The following is a 16,884-nucleotide window of genomic DNA, read 5'->3' as shown; positions in this document are numbered from 1 at the left end:
GACGGGCTGATTGATCCATGGCGAATACCGCAGCAGAAACGGTGATTGGCGCGGCGGTTCTGGCGCTGGCGGGCGGCTTTCTCGTCTATGCCGGCCAGACGTCCGGCTTCGGTGTGGAAGGCGACAGCTATGCGCTCAATGCGAGCTTTCGCAGTGTCGAGGGGATCGCGGTCGGCACGGATGTGCGGCTGGCGGGCATCAAGGTCGGCACGGTGACGGGTCTCGAACTCGATCCCGTGAGCTACCGCGCTCGTGCATCCTTCACTGTGGATGACGAACTGGAAATTCCTGAAGATTCGGACGTAAAGATCGCTTCCGAGGGGCTTCTGGGCGGCAACTACATCGAGATCACGCCGGGAGCCTCCGAATTCATGCTCGCCGACGGCGATGAATTTCTGAACACCCAGGGCTCGGTGAGCCTGCTCAACCTTCTCATGCGTTTCGGAACCGGCAACGAATGATCGCACGTCCTCTTGTCCTTGTCGCGGCGCTTCTCGTCGGCGCCTCAACCGCGGCCTCGCAATCGGTGGTCGTCGCGGGCCCGGAACAGACGGTCGAGGCGCCCAATGTGCATCTGCGCGGGCTCGATACGGTCAATGGCGCGGCGCAGGATATCGAGCTTCGGGCGGGTGAGACGGTGCGCTTCGGCCATCTAGAAGTTTCGGTCGATACCTGCCGGGTGCCCCGCGGTGACACAACGGGCGATGCCTTTGCCTTTGTCCGCATCCGGGATATCCGGGAGACGGAGGCGCGGTTTTCGGGCTGGATGTTTGCGTCGTCGCCGGCGCTCTCTGCGCTCGATCACCCGCGCTACGATGTCTGGGTGGAGAGCTGCAGCAGTTCCTGACGGCTTGCCGCCGGATCGAGTGCATGGAAATCCGCCCTGACGCCGAGCGCATCGCGGAGCCGCTTCCGGTAGTCCGCGCGGCTGATCTCGCAGGCCCCGAGACGCATCAGGTGATCGGTGACGAACTGGGTGTCGAGAAGCAGGAACCGCCCGGCGCGGAGCCGCGCCACCAAGGCGATGAGCGCGAGCTTCGAGGCGTCGCGCTGGCGGCTGAACATGCTTTCTCCGAAGAAGGCGCCACCGAGGCTGACCCCGTAGAGCCCGCCGGCCAGGGCGCCCTCCTGCCAGATCTCGACCGAATGCGCGTTGCCGCGTTCGAACAGCGCGCGGTATAGATCCTTGATGCGCTCGCTGATCCAGGTCTCTGGCCGCTCGGCGCAGGCGTCGATCACCTCGGCGAAGGCGGTGTCGATTCGAATCTCGAAATCGCGGGTGCGGAAGGTGCGGGCCAGCCTGTGCGAGACCCGAAGCCCGTCGAGCGGCAGGATGCCCCGCCGCTCCGGATCAACCCAGAACAGGTTGCGCGCCTCGCGGTCCTCCGCCATGGGAAAGACGCCCGACGCATAGGCGCGCACCAGGAGGTCGGGCGTGATTTCCTGTCGGTCGGGTCCGCCCATGCCGCGCTCAGCCCTGGCGGGCGAGCCAGTGTTCAAGCCAGTGAATGTCGTAGGCCCCGGTCTGGATGTCCGGCTCGGCAAGCAGCTGGTGGAACAGCGGTGTCGTGGTGTCGATTCCGTCCACGACCAGCTCGGACAGTGCGCGTTCGAGCCGGGCGAGTGCCAGGGGGCGATCTGCGCCATGCACGATCAGCTTGCCCACGAGACTGTCGTAATAGGGCGGGATGACGTAGCCGTCGAAGATCGCGCTGTCCATGCGCACGCCAAGGCCGCCTGGCGCGAAATAGGTCTTCACCTTGCCGGGCGAAGGCGAGAAGTTCGGCAGCTTCTCCGCGTTGATCCGGCATTCGATGGCGTGGCCCTTGGGCACGAGGTCGTCCTGCGTGAAGCTCAGCGGCAGACCGGAGGCGACCCGGATCTGCTCCTGCACGAGATCGACCGAGAACACGGCTTCCGTCACCGGATGCTCGACCTGGAGCCGGGTATTCATCTCGATGAAGAAGAACTCGCCGTTCTCGTAGAGGAACTCGATGGTGCCGGCGCCGGAATAACCCATCTTGCCCACGGCATCGGCGCAGATCCCGCCGATTCGGGCGCGCGCCGCGGCGTCGATGGCCGGGGAGGGGGATTCCTCGAGCACTTTCTGGTGGCGGCGCTGCAGGCTGCAGTCGCGTTCGCCCAGATGCACGGCATTGCCCTTGCCGTCACCGAAGACCTGGATCTCGATATGGCGCGGGGTGTCGAGATACTTCTCGAGATAGACCTCGTCATTGCCGAAGGCGGCCTTCGACTCCGAGCGGGCGGTGCGGAAGGCTGTTTCCAGTTCGGAGGCCGAGCGCGCGACCTTCATGCCGCGCCCGCCACCACCGGCGGTGGCCTTGACGATCACGGGGTAGCCGATCGCTTCGCTGAGCGTATGCGCTTCCTCGTAGGTCGCGACGCCGCCGTCGGAGCCCGGCACACAGGGCACACCGAGCACGCGCATGGTTTCCTTCGCGGTGATCTTGTCGCCCATCTGCCGGATATGCTCGGCGCTCGGCCCGATGAAGGCGATGCCGTGATCCTCGACGATCTGCACGAAGTTGGCGTTCTCCGAGAGGAACCCGTAGCCGGGGTGGATCGCGTCGGCTCCGGTGATCTCGCAGGCCGAGATGATGTTGGGGATCGAGAGATAGCTTTGCGCGGCGGGCGGCGGGCCCACGCAGACGCTTTCATCAGCCATCCGCACGTGCATCGCGTTGGAATCCGCGGTGGAATGGATCGCGACCGTCTGGATGCCCATTTCCTTGCAGGCCCGGTGGACGCGCAGGGCGATTTCGCCCCGGTTGGCTATCAGAACCTTGTTGATCATGATGAACGATGCCTCCTGCGCGACCGGCGGCTCATTCGAGAATGATCAGCGGGGCGCCGAACTCCACCGGCGATCCGTCATCCACCAGGATACGGGCAACCTTGCCCGCGCGTGGAGCCGGGATCTGGTTCATGGTCTTCATCGCCTCGATGATGAGAAGCGTCTGGCCCTCGTCGACCGTGTCGCCGACACGGATGAAGGCGGGAGCTCCCGGCTCGGACTGCATGTAGACCGTTCCGACCATGGGCGAGGGGATCATGCCGGGATGCTCAGCCGGATCGCCGCTGGCGGGTTTGGATGCGGCCTGTGCCGGCTCGGCCTGCTGGGCCGGAGCGGGGGCCGTGGCCATGGCCGTTGCCACCGGTGCGGGCGCGGGCGCTGCCATGATCTCTCGAGCCACCCGAACCACCAGCCCGTCATCGGCGCCGTAGCTGCGCTCGACTTCGATCTCGGTCAGATCGTTGTCCCGCAAGAGTTCTGCGAGCGCTCTTATGAAATCGACATCGGCCTCTTGCGGTCTGTTTTTCATGGCTCGCTCTATTCTCGCTCGGTCATTCCGCCGGACAGGTTCCGGCCCGTTTTCATTGGTTACTACACGAAGCTATATTGCGCCCGGCTGCTACTTGAAAGCCGGAAATCTGCGGCAAGGCTAGTCCAGAGCCGCACGTTTCTCCTCCACGAGCGCCTGCATCTGCTCCAGCGGCACGTATCCGCGGACCAGCTCATCCTCGAAGACGAAAGTGGGGGTTCCCGAAACCTGAAGCGTTTCGGCGAGTGCACGGTTGCCGTTGATCCGCTCCGTCACTTCCGGCGCATCCATCCCCGCGCGGATCTCCTCCGGGTCGAGATCGTTGGCCCGCAGCAGCGCGTCGAGGGATTGCTCCGTCACCTGGCCGCGGCCTTCCATCATCGCGTTGTGCAGCCGCAGGTAGGCCTCCTCGCCCGCATTGATCTGGGTGGAGATCGCGGCGCGTGCCGCCAGTTCGGAATTGGGCCCAAGAATGGGGAACTCCTTGATGATCCAGCGGATCTCGCCGTCGCTTTCCAGAAGCTCCGCAAGCTCGGGATGGGCCTTCCGGCAATAGCCGCACTGGTAGTCGAGAAACTCCACGATCGTCAGGTCGCCCTCGGGGTTGCCGCCCTCGTAGGAGTAGCCGTCGTCGAAGATCGCTGTGGCGTTACGTGCGACCAGCCCTTTGTCCGCCTCAGCCGTCGCGGCCCGCTGCTGCTCCTCGAGGAGGGCATACATCTCCATCATGATCTCGGGATTTTCCAGCAGGTAGCTGCGGATTTCCTCGTGCAGCGCCGCACGGCTTTCCGCATCGAGATCGAGCAGGGGCGAGTCCGCACGAACCGGCGCTGCCGCGCAGAACAGTGCTGCCGCCAGCCCGATCCAGGATTTCGCATGTCTCGTCGTCATTGGCTTCACTCCCGCGTCCGCCGTGTCATCGTTATCACATCTTCCGCGCGCTGCCACCCGGGCGAGCCCTTGGGCAGCAGCTGCGCCGCCCGGTGGGCATTTCGCGCCGCATCCTGGAAGTCGCCCATGAGCACGAAGCGCTCCGCCGTTGCAAGGGCTGCCGCACCCTCGTTGCCGAGCCGGGCCTCCGCAAGCGCCAGGTCGCGCAGAACGCCCGCATTGGCCTTGTCATATCGTGCGGAAATCCCGAGCTTTTCCGCGGCCTCGCGATTGGCGGCCTCCGTGTTCATGTTGAGCAGTGCGCGCCCCAGTCCGCCCAGGATCTGTGGCTCGAGGGGGGCGGCCTCGACCGCTGTGCGGTAGGCCTCCGCCGCCGCTTCCGCGCGCCCCGATTCGAGCAGGAACTGCCCCTTGAGTTCGAGGTAGTAGGGGTCGTCCGGGCGCATCGCGATCAGCGTGTCGACGGCGGCAATGGCGCTGTCCGGGTCGGGAAGCCGGTGGAGCGCCACTGCGCGGGCCAGCATTTCGGGCTCGGTGTCGACCGTTTCGGGGTAGCGGCGCAGGGTTTCGCGTGGCGGGCGCAGGAAACCCTCGAGTTTCGCCACCATGCGCGCGTGCCAGTAGACCAGTTCCGGGTCCGGCGCCCGGCCCTCGGGCAGTTTCTGTGCCTCTTCGGCGATCAGCGACAGCCGGTCCGACCAGATCGGGTGGGTGGTGGCGTAGCGGTTGGCTGACAGCGAGCGCTGGAAATCGCGGCTCTTGAAGTCCCGGAGAACCTCGAGCATCGCATCGGGGTCGCTTCCCGACATGGCGAGATAGCGCAGGCCCATTCGGTCGGCGGCGGCCTCCTCGGCGCGATTGTGCGAAAGCAGCTGACGGTTGATCGCCTGCTGCGAGGAACTGGCGAGCGCAATGCCCGCCTCCGGGCTTCCGGCCAGTGTCGCGGCGGCCGCGCCAAGCATTCCGATCACCGCCGCACCGCGCACGCCCCTGAGCGCTTCGTTGCGTCGGGCCAGGTGACCGCCTGCAATATGACCACTTTCGTGGGCGATGACGGCGCGCAGTTGGTCAACTGTCTCAAGAGACATCAACATCCCTGCGTGAACGAATATATTTTGACCACCAGCCACAAAGGCGTTCATTTCCGGGTCATTTACGATATAGACTCGCACTATCGCAGGATTCAAAGCGGCAGCGCGGAAGACTGGGTTGGAGATGCGATCGAGCGTCTCTTCGATTTCCGCATCGCGGATCAGGCCGAGCGCCGAGGCAGGCGCGAGGCAGAACGCAAGTAGCGCAAGCCATGTCAGGGCAATGAGGCTGATCGCGCGTCTCAGGCCGCCCTCCCGTGTTCTTGTGCGATCCGAGGAATTCATCGGCGGTCTGCCGCCGATTGCGTTGAGGCAACGTAGGAGATCAGGTGTGCGCACATCAAGCCGGGGTGAAGTTGATCCCTTCATTGTGATGGATGTCATGGAGGAAGCCCGTGCCGAAGAGGAGAGGGGCAGACATATCATTCACATGGAAGTAGGTCAGCCGGCCGCGACCATACCCGATTCCGCCCGAGAAGCCCTCGTCGAGGCGATGGAAACCGACCCGCTTGGCTATACGGTGGCGCTCGGCCTGCCGGAACTGCGCGAGGGCATCGCCGCGCTCTATGACGACTGGTACGGGATCGACCTCGATCCGCAGCGGGTGATCGTCACCTCGGGCTCCACCGCCGGGTTTATCCTCGCCTTCACCAGCCTCTTCGACGAGGGCGACCGGGTGGCGATCGGCGATCCGGGCTATCCGAGCTATCGCAACATCCTGCGCTCCCTAGGGTATCAGCCCGTGGGCATCCAGACCTCCGCCGAGCACCGCTTTCAGCCGCGCCCGCAGGACCTGACAGGCGACCTGTCGGGTCTGCTCGTGGCAAGTCCCGGAAATCCCACCGGAACCATCCTGCCGCGGGAGGACCTCTCTTCGCTGATCGGGGCCGCGCAGGATCGCGGCATCGCCTATATCTCCGACGAGATCTATCACGGGCTGCATTACGATGCGCCCGCGACCTCGGCGCTCGAGTTGAGTGACCGGGTCTACGTGATCAATTCCTTCTCGAAATTCTTCTGCCTGACAGGCTGGCGGATCGGTTGGATGATCGTGCCGCCCGAGCATGTACGCCGGATCGAACGCATCGCCCAGAACATGTTCATCTGTGCGCCGCACGTGAGCCAGGTGGCGGCGCTTGCGGCGCTGCGGTCGCGGGGGGAACTCGAGGAACGCGTGCCGCAATACGGGCGCAACCGCGAGATCCTGCTGAAGGGGCTGCCCGAAGCCGGGTTTCGGAAGATCACCCGGCCCGATGGCGCGTTCTACATCTATGCGGATGTATCCGAATTCACCTCCGACAGCCGCGCCTTCGCCACGCAGTTGCTGCGCGAGGCGGGTGTCTCGGTAACGCCGGGTCTTGATTTCGATCCGGGGCGCGGCCACGGCACGATCCGGTTCTCCTTCGCCGGTGACGAGGGTGAACTGAGGGAGGGGCTGCGCCGATTGGGCAACTGGATGGGCAAGCAGCGCGCGGGAAGGGCGCAATCCGGCCGACCCGGCGGAATCCGCAACCTGCCGGACGCTCCGCCCAGGCGTGCCGCCCTCTGAGCGGCAGGCCGAACGCTCTCGCGGCCCGGATCAGGCCGCTTCGGAGGGGGGAGTGCTGCTTTCGCCCGCGTCGGAAGCCTCTTCCTTTGAGGTTTCCTTGGCCTCAGAGGCCTTGCTGCTGCGGCGGGTCGAGGCACGGCGCGGCTTGCGCGCGGGTGTCTTCTTCGTTTCGGCGCTGGCCTCCGCCTCGGCCTGGGGCTCTGCCTCGGCGTCGGTTTCCGCTGCTGCAGCCTCTGCGGCTTCTTGCGCCGCATCCCGTTCCGCCGGGCCGCGGAAGTCGCGCATCAGAAAGGCCGGGACGTGATCGCCCATGCCGACCACGACTTCACCGCCGCCACGGCGCGAGCCGTTGGAAGACCGACCCTGACGACCGCCGTTGCCCGAAGCGCTGCCACCGGAGCGGCCACGCGATCCGCCGCGACTGCGGCGTCCGGTTTCGGATTTCTGCACCGGAGCCTCCTCGCTCGCGCGTTCGGTCTTGGCGGGCGCCTCTTTCGCAAGCGGGCTTTCGATCCTGTCGATCGTCTTCTTTACCAGTTCTTCGATCTTCGCGAGATATTTCTCGTCTGACGGAACGCTCAGCGTGACGGACTTGCCGGTGCGCCCGGCGCGGCCCGTGCGTCCGATCCGGTGGACGTAATCCTCGGAATGGATCGGCACGTCATAATTGTAGACATGGCTGACATTGGGAATATCGAGCCCGCGTGCGGCCACGTCCGAGGCGATGAGTAGCTTGAGATCGCCATCGCGGAACTGGCCGAGGATCTGCATACGGAGCTTCTGATCGAGATCGCCGTGAAGCGCTGCGGCATTAAGCCCGTGCTTCTTGAGCGACTTGGCGACGATATCCACGTCGCGCTTGCGATTGCAGAACACGATCCCGTTCGTCAGCGCATCCCCTTCGGCCGCGATCAGCCGGCGCAGGATCTCGCGTTTCTCGCTGTCTGTCCGGTCCTTGCGCGACGGCGTGTGCTCGCAGATCGCCTGCTCGATGGTTTCGGAGGTGGTCGCCTGGCGCGCCACTTCGACCCGCTCGGGATTGTGGAGGAATTCCTCGGTGATGCGGGTGATTTCCGGCGCCATCGTTGCGGAGAAGAAGAGCGTCTGGCGCGTGAAGGGCACGAGCTTGAAGATGCGCTCGATATCCGGGATGAAGCCCATGTCGAGCATCCGGTCGGCCTCGTCCACCACCATGATCTGCACGCCGGTGAGCATCAGCTTGCCGCGCTCGAAATGATCGAGCAGGCGGCCGGGCGTTGCGATAAGCACGTCGACGCCGCGATCGATCAGGCGGTCCTGATCCTTGAAGGAGACACCGCCGATCAGAAGCGCCATGGAGAGCTTGAGATGCGCGGAATACTTCTCGAAGTTCTCGGCGACCTGGGCTGCGAGCTCGCGGGTCGGCGCAAGCACGAGGCTGCGCGGCATCCGGGCCCGGGCACGTCCCTGAGACAGGTGGCAGAGCATCGGCAGCACGAAGGACGCCGTCTTGCCGGTGCCGGTCTGGGCTATGCCGAGCACGTCGCGGCCTGCGAGGGCATGCGGAATGGCCTGTGTCTGAATGGGTGTAGGTTCGGTGTAGCCGGATTCGGTTACAGCCTGAAGGACCCGCGGGTCGAGCGAGAGATCGTTGAAACTTGTCATATGGCCTGCGTTACTGATTGCGGTCGATTGGCCGCAAGTTCCCATACGCGGCCCGGACCTCCGGATTGAGATCCTGCATTGGGGTCCACCGCATACAATAATAAATCGAATACGTCAATTGTGCCCTTTCGCCGATCAATGCGGTGTTGCGTAAAATACATGGGTACCGGACGAAGAACCGTTTCAGCGGGAAACACCGACTGGAAAGCGACTTTGGACAGGTCATTGTTTTGGTGCGTGAGCGCGGGTTCAGGCCGGTATCAGTTCGAACATATCTCTCTTTCGATACGCCTTGTTTTATGGCGTTTCAGAGCCTGTCCCATCCAGTCGCCGTCCGGTGGAAGCCGACGCTTGCAACTCTGCCGAAACTCAGGTCCGACGTTGCCGCGTATCGGTCCACCTGCACCGATCTGCCGTCGATCTCGATGAGGTTAAAGTCGTTCTCCTCGCCGCGCCGTCGTGTCGACAGGCCGGTGCCTGCCTGGATCTGGAGGGTTTGCGCGCCCCCGAGCCGGGTCGCGACCGGGTCCGCGCGCCAGACATGAAGATGGCCCGAGAGCACCATGTTCACGCCGGCGTCGCTCAGGGCCTCGATGCCCGCCTGCGCGCCCTTCATGAGCGCCTTCGGCTCGCCCGGCAGATGCGAGAAGGGGTGGTGCACCATGAGAACGCGCATCATGTCGGTGTCTCCCTGGCCCAGGCGGGCCGCGGCCCGCCGGATCGCGCGCCGGCCGATCTTACCGCGCTGGTGGGCATGGGGATCGACCGTGTTGACCCCGACGAGGGTCATTTCCGGATCCCGGTGGAGCGGTTCGAGTTGGCGCGAGATCCACCTGCGGTAGCCGCGGAAGGGTGCGATCAGCCGTCCCGCGAGATTGTAGAGCGGCACGTCGTGGTTGCCCGGCACCGCGAGCCAGGGCGCGGGCAGCCGGTCGAGAAAGGCCCGTGCGGCCCGGAACTCCGAGCTTCGCGCCCGCTGGGTGAGGTCGCCGGAAACCGCCACGAGATCGGGCGAAAGCCGCTCCACCGCGTCGAGCAGGGGCTGCTGCAGCTCCGGCGCCACGCGGCCGAAATGCAGGTCGGACATGTGCAGCAGGCGCCTCATCCCGTCTCGTCCGCCCCCTGTGGCGGGACAATGAGACGCAGGGCGCCGGGATGGATCTTGAAGTCGAAGGGGCTTGTCATGTGGCTCTTCTCGCCATCGCGCGCGACGAGCCTGCGTTTGCGATGGGTCTCTATGCGGATCTCGGAGCCGGTCAGCAGGGTGAAGTCGCGGTTCTTTTCCATGCCGCCCGCAGACAGCCGCAGCGCGAAGGCAAGCAGCGCCGGGCCTGTGGTGTCAGGGGCCAGGAAAAGCGCGAGCTTGCCCTGGCGCACCTCCTCGACACCCGGAAGTCCGAAGGTCTCGAGCTGGAAGGCATTCGCGGCGACAAAGGCCAGCGGCGTGCGCACCTCTCGGGTTTCGCCGTCGACGGTGATGCGCATGGGCTGGGAGGTGCGCATCCTGAGAAGGGTCACGATGACGGACCAGTAGGCGGCGATCCGGCTGCGGCCCCAGCGGCGGTAGATCCGTTCGCGGCGTTGAAGGATCGCTGCATAGGCCCCGAGGCTCGCATTGTTGAGAAACCCCGCGCCATTGACCTCGCTGCGGGAAATGCGGCGCTCCTCGCCGGTTACGAGGCAATCCACTGCCGCGTCGATCTCCTCCGGCATGCCGATCGACCGGGCGAAATAGTTGAACGTGCCGAAGGGGAGCACGCCGAAGCGCAGGCCTGCCTTCGAAACGATGGGCGCGATGGCCGAGATCGTGCCGTCGCCGCCCGCCGCCACGATGGTCGGGAAGCCTTCGCTCGTGGCTGCCTGTGCGCTGCGCTCGATGTCCTGACCGGATTTGAGCACGCGCAGGGTGAAGCGCCCCGGATGTCGCTCGAAGGCTGCATGCAACTGGGCTTCCGCAGCCCGTCGGCGCTTGCCGGAGCGGGTGTTGAGCAAGACACAGATATCGGGTGCCTGGGCTTGTGCGGGGGCGGGGTCTTCCTCGGCCACCTTCGGGTTTCCTCTCGGGCTCTATGGGTTTGTCGGTCTCCAACGCGTGGATCGACCGGTCGGTTTCCTGCTCTGCCGGGAAGAGATAGCGTCGCACGGGGCTGTCGACCACCGGAGACGAGTTGCCAATCCCGCCAGCCGGTTCCCCATGGACACAAGAGAGCGGCGGTCTGGCGGGAAAAAGGGAAAATTTTGCGTGCGAGCCGCAAAAACGCGACCGTTTGATCCATGTCGTTGCGTGGTGGCGCGCATTTGTCACGATCCGGGCGCTGCAACTGCACTGTTGTTTCTGCGCTGCGGCAGGGCCGACATTGCCGTTTCTGACCAGATGTGTATAGGCGGGCGCAACCCGAGATGAGGAATGCAATGAATCAGGAAGTCCCCAAGGCCCTGCGCGGTGTGGCCCTGCTCAAGGTCCGCAATATCCACCATTGGACCGACCGCACCTTTTCGTTCAACTGCGAACGGCCGCAGAGCTTTCGCTTCCGTTCCGGCGAGTTCGCCATGATCGGCCTGATCGTGGACGACAAGCCGCTCCTGCGCGCCTATTCCATCGCCTCGCCCTCCTGGGACGAGGAACTGGAGTTCTACTCGATCAAGGTCGAGGACGGCCCGCTCACCTCGCGCCTCCAGCACCTGCAGGAAGGCGACGAGATCGTGATGCGCCCCAAGCCCGTGGGCACGCTGGTTCATGACGCGCTGCTGCCGGGCAAGCGGCTGTTCCTCTTCTCGACCGGCACCGGCATCGCGCCCTTTGCCAGCGTCATCCGCGACCCGGAGACCTATGAGAAGTTCGACCACGTGATCCTGACCCAGACCTGCCGCGAGGCGAAGGAACTGGACTACGGCAAGCACCTGGTCGAGACGATCGCGAACGACGAGCTTCTGAGCGAACTGGTGGGCGACAAGCTCACCCATATCGCCACGACGACCCGCGAAGAAACCGAGCACATGGGCCGCATGACCGACTGGATCCGCGACGGGCGACTGGCCGCCGCGGTGGGCGGCGATCTCGACCCGAAGACCGACCGGGTGATGATCTGCGGCTCGATGGCTATGCTCCAGGACCACAAAAAGATCTGCGAGGACCTGGGCTTCGTCGAAGGCTCAAACTCCGAGCCGGGCGACTTCGTGATCGAGAAGGCCTTCGTCGACTGAGACCCTGCCGCCGCGGCAATAGAACGCCTTCGAGGCGTATTTTGCGCATTTTTCTCGCGGCGTCCGGAATGCGTTAATCGGGTCTTCAGCCAAGGTCGCGCATGTTCGCCACACCTGAGATCGGTGGGTGGTGACTTGGATAACCTGGATCACATTCTTTCTTCTGGCCCTGGCCGGTCGAGTTGCAGCTTTGATGTCGTCAATCAGGCGCTCAACTCGGTGCGGACGCATCTGGGCATGGAGGTCGCCTATCTCTCGGAATTCGTGGAGGGCCGGTCGGTCTTTCGTGCCGTCGATGCGCCGGGGCTCGAACACCTCATCAAGGTAGGCGACTCTCGCTCCCTCGACGAGGTCTACTGCCAGCACATTCTCGAAGGCCGCCTGCCCGAACTGATTCCCGATACGGCAGACGAGGCGATCGCTGTGGCGATGCCGATCACGAAGGCAGTGCCCATCGGGTCGCATGTGAGCATTCCGATCCGCAAGCCCGATGGCAGCCCATACGGCATGTTCTGCTGCCTGAGCCCGACGCCGAACCGCTCGCTCAATCCGCGCGATCTCGGCGTCATGCGCATGTTCTCCGATGTGGTCTCGCGGGAAATCAACGGGGAGATCGCGTCGCGGATGCGCGAAACCGAGATCCGCAGCCGCATCGAGGCCACGTTGCGCGAAGGCCAGTTCTCCCTGGCCTATCAGCCGATATTCGAGTTGGGCGCCAAGGCGCCTTCGGGTTTCGAGGCGCTGTGCCGGTTCTCCGCCGAACCCTATCGCACGCCCGACGTCTGGTTCGCGGAGGCCGAGAAGATCGGACTTCAGATGGATCTGGAACTGGCCGTGGTGGAGCGCGCACTCGACGGCCTCTCCGACCTGCCCGAGGGGGTCTATGTCTCGATCAATCTCTCACCGCAGACCGTGATCGAGACGGATCTCTACGCGGCCCTCAAGGGCTACCCCCTGGAGCGGATCGTGCTCGAGTTGACCGAACACGCCACGGTCACGGACTACGACAGTCTGCTCGGCAATCTCGCGCCCCTGCGGTTCGATGGGATGAAGCTCGCGGTCGATGATGCGGGCGCGGGGTATTCCGGGCTTCAGCATATACTTCGGCTGCGCCCCGACATGATCAAGCTCGACATGACGCTCACGCGCGATATCGATCGTGACTGGCCGCGTCGCTCGCTTGCGGCGGCCCTGGTGCATTTCGCGGCCGAGACCCGCGCGGTCATCGTCGCCGAAGGGATAGAGACGGCGGGCGAACTGCGGGCGTTGCAGGACCTCGGCGTTCATCGCGGACAGGGCTATTTCCTCGGTCGCCCGCAGGATCTCGATGCCGCGCGGGCCTGGTTCGACCAGGCACCGAAATCGGCACGGAAGAAGGCCGGCTGAGCCGTCAGGCCGACGCCAGATCCCCGTTCTGCCTTCGTGGCGCTCTACCGGGTCAGCCGTCGAGCCAGAGCGGATTCGACCACGCCCGGCGGCCCATGGCGTCCCGCACGATCAACCGTCGCCAGCCGCCCCTTTCCGACGCGAGCGGGAGCCGGGCACGGGTGAGGCCTGCGCCCACCATCCGTTCGCGCCAGGTCAGGTCGCCCGCGAGAATGATCGAGGAGGCCGGAGAGCAGGCGACCTCGATCGCGTCGCCGTCGCGGGCAATCGCGTGGATCTCTGGGCCCTGGCTCGCGTAGAACGCGCCGTGCTTTAGGGCGGCAATGAGGGCCTGGGGCGTGTTTTCTTCCGCCTTGACCATGATCCAGCCGGCGAAGGCATCGGCATTGTGCCAGTGGCTGTCATCCGAGGCGATGGCGCTCACCCGCCGCCCGGCATGAAGGAGCGCATCCCAGAGGTAGATCCCGTCGCCCCGGTCGGTCTCGATCTGGGCCTTGTGGTTGTAGATCTCCACCGCGTGGGCAGCCTCGACCGCTAGTCCGTCGGCCTCGGTGAGCTGGGACCAGAGCGGATGCGCGAGCGCCACGAAAGCGCCCGCATCCGCCGCGCGACGGGCGATCTCGGGGCCGGTTTCCGTCTCCCCGGTGGGGGCGAAATCCGGCGGCAGGCCGGCCGCCACGATATGCCACATATCGCCGCGCGAGGTCGCCTTCGGGTGCAGTTCCGCCCCGAGAAGCGTGGTGAAGCCCTTCATGCGAAAGGGCGTGGTGTCGGTGACGGGGAAGTCGAACTTCGACAGGAAATGGTCGCTGATCGAGACGAAATCATAGCCCGCCTGCCGGTAGCGCGCGCAGACCTCCCCCGGCGTAAGCGCCCCGTCGGACCGACTGGAATGACCGTGCAGGTTGCCGCGCCAGAAGCGGCCTGGGCTCTCGAAAGCGTCGAACATGGGATACTCCTCGCCGGACGGCACCCCTTATAGGTGGCCCGCCCGGTGAAGCCGAATGAAGGTTTGATGTCGGTTTGTCGACCCTTGTCGGACTACTCCGCCGCCTTTGCAATCGGGTTGTTGGGGTGGGTCGTCCAGTCGCCGTGCTCCGCGGGCACCACCCGGCCGGTGCGCGGGTCGGTGGTTCCGGCCGCGAGCTCTTCCATGGTGATGCACTCCTCCACCGGGCAGACATTGACGCAGAGGTTGCAGGCCACGCATTCGTCGTCCTTCACCTCGAACACCCGGCCCGGCTTCATCGCGATCGCTTGGTGGCTGGTGTCCTCGCAGGCGGCGAAACAGCGCCCGCACTTGATGCAGAGGTCCTGGTTGATCCGCGCCTTGGTGACATAATTGAGGTTGAGGTCCTGCCAATCCACCACATTGGGCACGGCGCGGCCCCGGATCGCGTCGAGATCGGCATGGCCCGCGTCGTCCATCCATTGCGACAGCCCGGAGGTCATTTCTTGTACCACCTTGAAGCCGTAGGTCATGGCGGCGGTGCAGACCTGGACGGTGCCGCAGCCCAGCGCGATGAACTCCGCCGCATCGCGCCAGGTGGTCACGCCGCCGATGCCCGAGATCGGCATTCCGTGGGTTTCCGGATCGCGGGCGATCTCGGCCACCATGTTGAGCGCGATGGGCTTGACCGCCGGGCCGCAGAGCCCGCCATGGGCGCCTTTGCCGTCGATGGTCGGCTCGGGGCTGAACGTGTCGAGATTGACGGATGTGATCGAGCTGACCGTGTTGATGAGGCTGACCGCATCCGCACCGCCCGCCTTCGCCGCCCGTGCCGGGAAGCGGATGTCGGTGATGTTGGGCGTGAGCTTGACGATCACCGGCATGCGGGTGTGCGCCTTGCACCAGCGCGCGACCATCTCGATGTATTCCGGCACCTGGCCCACCGCGGAGCCCATCCCGCGCTCGCTCATCCCGTGCGGGCAGCCGAAGTTGAGCTCGACCCCGTCCGCGCCGGTTTCCTCCACCAGCGGCAGGATGAACTTCCAGCTCTCCTCGTCGCAGGGCACCATCAGGCTCACGATCATGGCGCGGTCGGGGTAGTCGCGCTTCACGGCCTTGATCTCGCGGAGGTTCACCTCCAGCGGACGGTCGGTGATCAGCTCGATGTTGTTGAGCGCCAGCAGTCGGCGGTCCGCGCCCCAGATCGCGCCGTAGCGCGGTCCGTTCACGTTGACGACATGCGGATCGAGGCCGAGCGTCTTCCAGACCACGCCGCCCCAGCCGGCCTCGAAGGCCCGGCGAACATTGTATTCTTTGTCCGTCGGCGGGGCGGAGGCGAGCCAGAACGGGTTGGGGGACTTGATGCCCAGAAAGTCGCTTGCGAGGTTGGCCATGCTGCTAGTCCTCCGATCTGGCATAGAACTCGGCAAATTCCGCCATCAGCGCGGAAAATGCCTCGGGCGGCGGGAATTTCTCGTAGCTGCGCAGTGCGCCGGTCCGGGCCCATGGCAGCATTTCGGATGTGCAGGTTTCGGTGAAAGGCGCGAACCACGCAGTGTCATCCAGCATCACCGCGCGCAGGTTCACGAAGGGAAGCTCCGGCCCCAAGGTGGTGAACACCCAGCTCAGGCAGTCGGGACAATGCTGGTGATGGATATCCGCGCCCTTCAGCCCACCAACGACCGGTGTTCCGGCGATGACCTCGAACCCTGCCGCCGGGATCATCGCGGTGGTCGAAAAGGCACTGCCGGACATCTTCTGGCAACCGGTGCAATGGCAGGCCGCCGTCAGGATCGGCGGCTCGGTCACGCGAAACCGCAGCGCCCCGCAGCGACAACTTCCCTCGGCCGGCAGCGTCATCCGGGGCATCGCGGTCTCCGCGTTGCGCCGACGGCACGCCGCAAGAGGGCAGGCGGCTTGCAGTTCGGAATGTCGTCGGCCCTCGGATCATTCATGTGTCGTTCTGTTCCGCATCAGGGTTTTCGGAAGATCATCTCGCGCGGCGCGACCTTGCCGCCCTCGAGATTGGCGACGAGATTTCGGATCTTCTCCGAGGCGGAGTCGCCCATCAGCAGGTGGAGGCCGAGCGGCGGCGGCCCGTCCAGCTCCATCCGCTCCAGCACGCCGCGGAAGAAGTCGAGCGCGAAATCGCCCCGGTCGCGTTCGGCCACATTGCGAAAGCCCGCCGCCGTCGCCGCCTCGCGATAGACCTCGGGGGGTGCGACGAAGGACATCTCGGCGCTCTCCGCCCAGGGCAGGGGAAAAACGAGGTCCGTGTCGTCACCGGCGCGCATCATGTCGAAGATGGCGAAATGCCCGCCGGGTGCGAGGGCCCGCGCCGCCGAGCGGAAGAGTGCTGCCTTGTCCTCGATGTTCATGCCCACATGGAGCATCAGCGCGAGGTCGAAGGTCTCGTCCATCACCGGCAGATCCGTGGCGCTGCCAGGATGGAAGTGCGTCAGCTCGCCAAGCTCGACCGCGTTCGAGAGGTAGCGCGCGGTTTCGACATATTCCTCCGTCAGGTCCACGCCGGTCACCCGCGCGCCGTAATGCTGGGCCACGTAGCGTGCCGTGCCGCCGATGCCCGACCCGATGTCGAGCACGCGGGTGCCCGGCTCGATCTCGAGCTGTTTCAGCAGTTCATCCGTGGCGAGCAGACCGCCGGTGTGGAACTCGTCCACCGGCTTGAGGTCGTCGGGATTGAGCGCATGGCGATCAAAGCCCGCGCGCTCCAGACCGCCCAGAATGTCCCGCAGGACATGGTGAGTGCCGTAATATTCGGTCACGAGTTCGGTTGTGCCGGTCATTCAGATTTCTCCCCGAGAT

17 protein-coding genes are annotated in these 16,884 nt (G+C 65.1%); 5 read left to right on the top strand and 12 right to left on the bottom strand.

The genetic code is table 11. The annotated features are described in order from the left end of the window. Positions 1-17 precede the first annotated feature (17 nt). A complete protein-coding gene (gene mlaD / locus ACP15W_RS17060) occupies positions 18-461 on the top strand; it encodes an outer membrane lipid asymmetry maintenance protein MlaD (RefSeq protein WP_424934141.1) in 444 nt (147 codons plus the stop codon). Next, positions 458-847 (top strand): DUF2155 domain-containing protein, encoded by a 390-nt coding sequence (locus tag ACP15W_RS17055; protein ID WP_424934140.1) that lies wholly within the window; start codon positions 458-460, stop codon positions 845-847. Before mlaD ends, ACP15W_RS17055 begins: the two co-directional genes overlap by 4 nt. On the opposite strand, the gene aat is transcribed toward ACP15W_RS17055, so the two are convergent. The 5 genes from aat to ACP15W_RS17030 all read right to left on the bottom strand — a co-directional run bounded on the left by aat (position 811) and on the right by ACP15W_RS17030 (position 5,611). Continuing rightward, on the bottom strand, positions 811-1,464 hold the full coding sequence (gene aat / locus ACP15W_RS17050) for a leucyl/phenylalanyl-tRNA--protein transferase (RefSeq protein WP_424934139.1): 654 nt from the start codon (positions 1,462-1,464) through the stop codon (positions 811-813). The genes ACP15W_RS17055 and aat overlap by 37 nt on opposite strands. A gap of 7 nt (positions 1,465-1,471) precedes the next feature. Continuing rightward, entirely contained in the window at positions 1,472-2,815 is a 1,344-nt protein-coding gene (accC, locus tag ACP15W_RS17045) for an acetyl-CoA carboxylase biotin carboxylase subunit (protein WP_424934138.1), read from the bottom strand. Between the two features lie 31 nt (positions 2,816-2,846). Further along, a complete protein-coding gene (gene accB, locus ACP15W_RS17040) occupies positions 2,847-3,344 on the bottom strand; it encodes an acetyl-CoA carboxylase biotin carboxyl carrier protein (protein ID WP_424934137.1) in 498 nt (165 codons plus the stop codon). A 120-nt stretch (positions 3,345-3,464) separates the two neighbouring features. Next, positions 3,465-4,235: a DsbA family protein gene (locus ACP15W_RS17035; RefSeq protein ID WP_424934136.1), complete on the bottom strand. Its 771-nt coding sequence runs from the start codon at positions 4,233-4,235 to the stop codon at positions 3,465-3,467. A 5-nt stretch (positions 4,236-4,240) separates the two neighbouring features. After that, a complete protein-coding gene (locus tag ACP15W_RS17030; protein ID WP_424934135.1) occupies positions 4,241-5,611 on the bottom strand; it encodes a M48 family metalloprotease in 1,371 nt (456 codons plus the stop codon). Positions 5,612-5,657: 46 nt separating this feature from the next. Between ACP15W_RS17030 and ACP15W_RS17025 the strand changes: the two genes are divergently transcribed. Continuing rightward, entirely contained in the window at positions 5,658-6,875 is a 1,218-nt protein-coding gene (locus ACP15W_RS17025) for a pyridoxal phosphate-dependent aminotransferase (protein ID WP_424934134.1), read from the top strand. Between the two features lie 30 nt (positions 6,876-6,905). On the opposite strand, the gene ACP15W_RS17020 is transcribed toward ACP15W_RS17025, so the two are convergent. The 3 genes from ACP15W_RS17020 to ACP15W_RS17010 form a co-directional block, all read right to left on the bottom strand. Further along, complete coding sequence (locus ACP15W_RS17020; RefSeq protein ID WP_424934133.1) at positions 6,906-8,519, bottom strand: DEAD/DEAH box helicase; 1,614 nt, start codon at positions 8,517-8,519, stop codon at positions 6,906-6,908. Positions 8,520-8,826: 307 nt separating this feature from the next. Next, positions 8,827-9,624, bottom strand: coding sequence for a metallophosphoesterase family protein (locus tag ACP15W_RS17015; protein WP_424934132.1), 798 nt, complete (start codon positions 9,622-9,624; stop codon positions 8,827-8,829). Then, entirely contained in the window at positions 9,621-10,565 is a 945-nt protein-coding gene (locus ACP15W_RS17010; protein WP_424934131.1) for a diacylglycerol/lipid kinase family protein, read from the bottom strand. Before ACP15W_RS17010 ends, ACP15W_RS17015 begins: the two co-directional genes overlap by 4 nt. Positions 10,566-10,931: 366 nt before the next feature. Between ACP15W_RS17010 and ACP15W_RS17005 the strand changes: the two genes are divergently transcribed. Both ACP15W_RS17005 and ACP15W_RS17000 read left to right on the top strand, forming a co-directional pair. Next, a complete protein-coding gene (locus ACP15W_RS17005; protein ID WP_424934130.1) occupies positions 10,932-11,723 on the top strand; it encodes a ferredoxin--NADP reductase in 792 nt (263 codons plus the stop codon). Positions 11,724-11,858: 135 nt separating this feature from the next. Beyond that, entirely contained in the window at positions 11,859-13,109 is a 1,251-nt protein-coding gene (locus ACP15W_RS17000) for a sensor domain-containing phosphodiesterase (RefSeq protein WP_424934129.1), read from the top strand. 52 nt (positions 13,110-13,161) lie between these two features. Here the strand turns inward: ACP15W_RS17000 and ACP15W_RS16995 are convergent, their stop codons facing one another. The 4 genes from ACP15W_RS16995 to ACP15W_RS16980 form a co-directional block, all read right to left on the bottom strand. Continuing rightward, a complete protein-coding gene (locus ACP15W_RS16995) occupies positions 13,162-14,058 on the bottom strand; it encodes a CehA/McbA family metallohydrolase (protein WP_424934128.1) in 897 nt (298 codons plus the stop codon). Positions 14,059-14,150: 92 nt separating this feature from the next. Further along, positions 14,151-15,452, bottom strand: a complete 1,302-nt coding sequence (gene preA, locus ACP15W_RS16990; RefSeq protein ID WP_424934127.1) for an NAD-dependent dihydropyrimidine dehydrogenase subunit PreA — start codon at positions 15,450-15,452, stop codon at positions 14,151-14,153. A gap of 4 nt (positions 15,453-15,456) precedes the next feature. Next, positions 15,457-15,927, bottom strand: coding sequence for a GFA family protein (locus ACP15W_RS16985; protein ID WP_424934126.1), 471 nt, complete (start codon positions 15,925-15,927; stop codon positions 15,457-15,459). A 104-nt stretch (positions 15,928-16,031) separates the two neighbouring features. Beyond that, positions 16,032-16,865: a class I SAM-dependent methyltransferase gene (locus tag ACP15W_RS16980; protein WP_424934125.1), complete on the bottom strand. Its 834-nt coding sequence runs from the start codon at positions 16,863-16,865 to the stop codon at positions 16,032-16,034. Between the last annotated feature and the right edge of the window lie 19 nt (positions 16,866-16,884).

It is taken from the genome of Amaricoccus macauensis (genome assembly GCF_049800915.1).
In the GTDB taxonomy this organism is placed as follows: domain Bacteria; phylum Pseudomonadota; class Alphaproteobacteria; order Rhodobacterales; family Rhodobacteraceae; genus Amaricoccus; species Amaricoccus macauensis_A.
The sequence above is the reverse complement of the archived record's forward strand: the minus strand, read 5'-3'. Positions and strand labels throughout refer to the sequence as shown.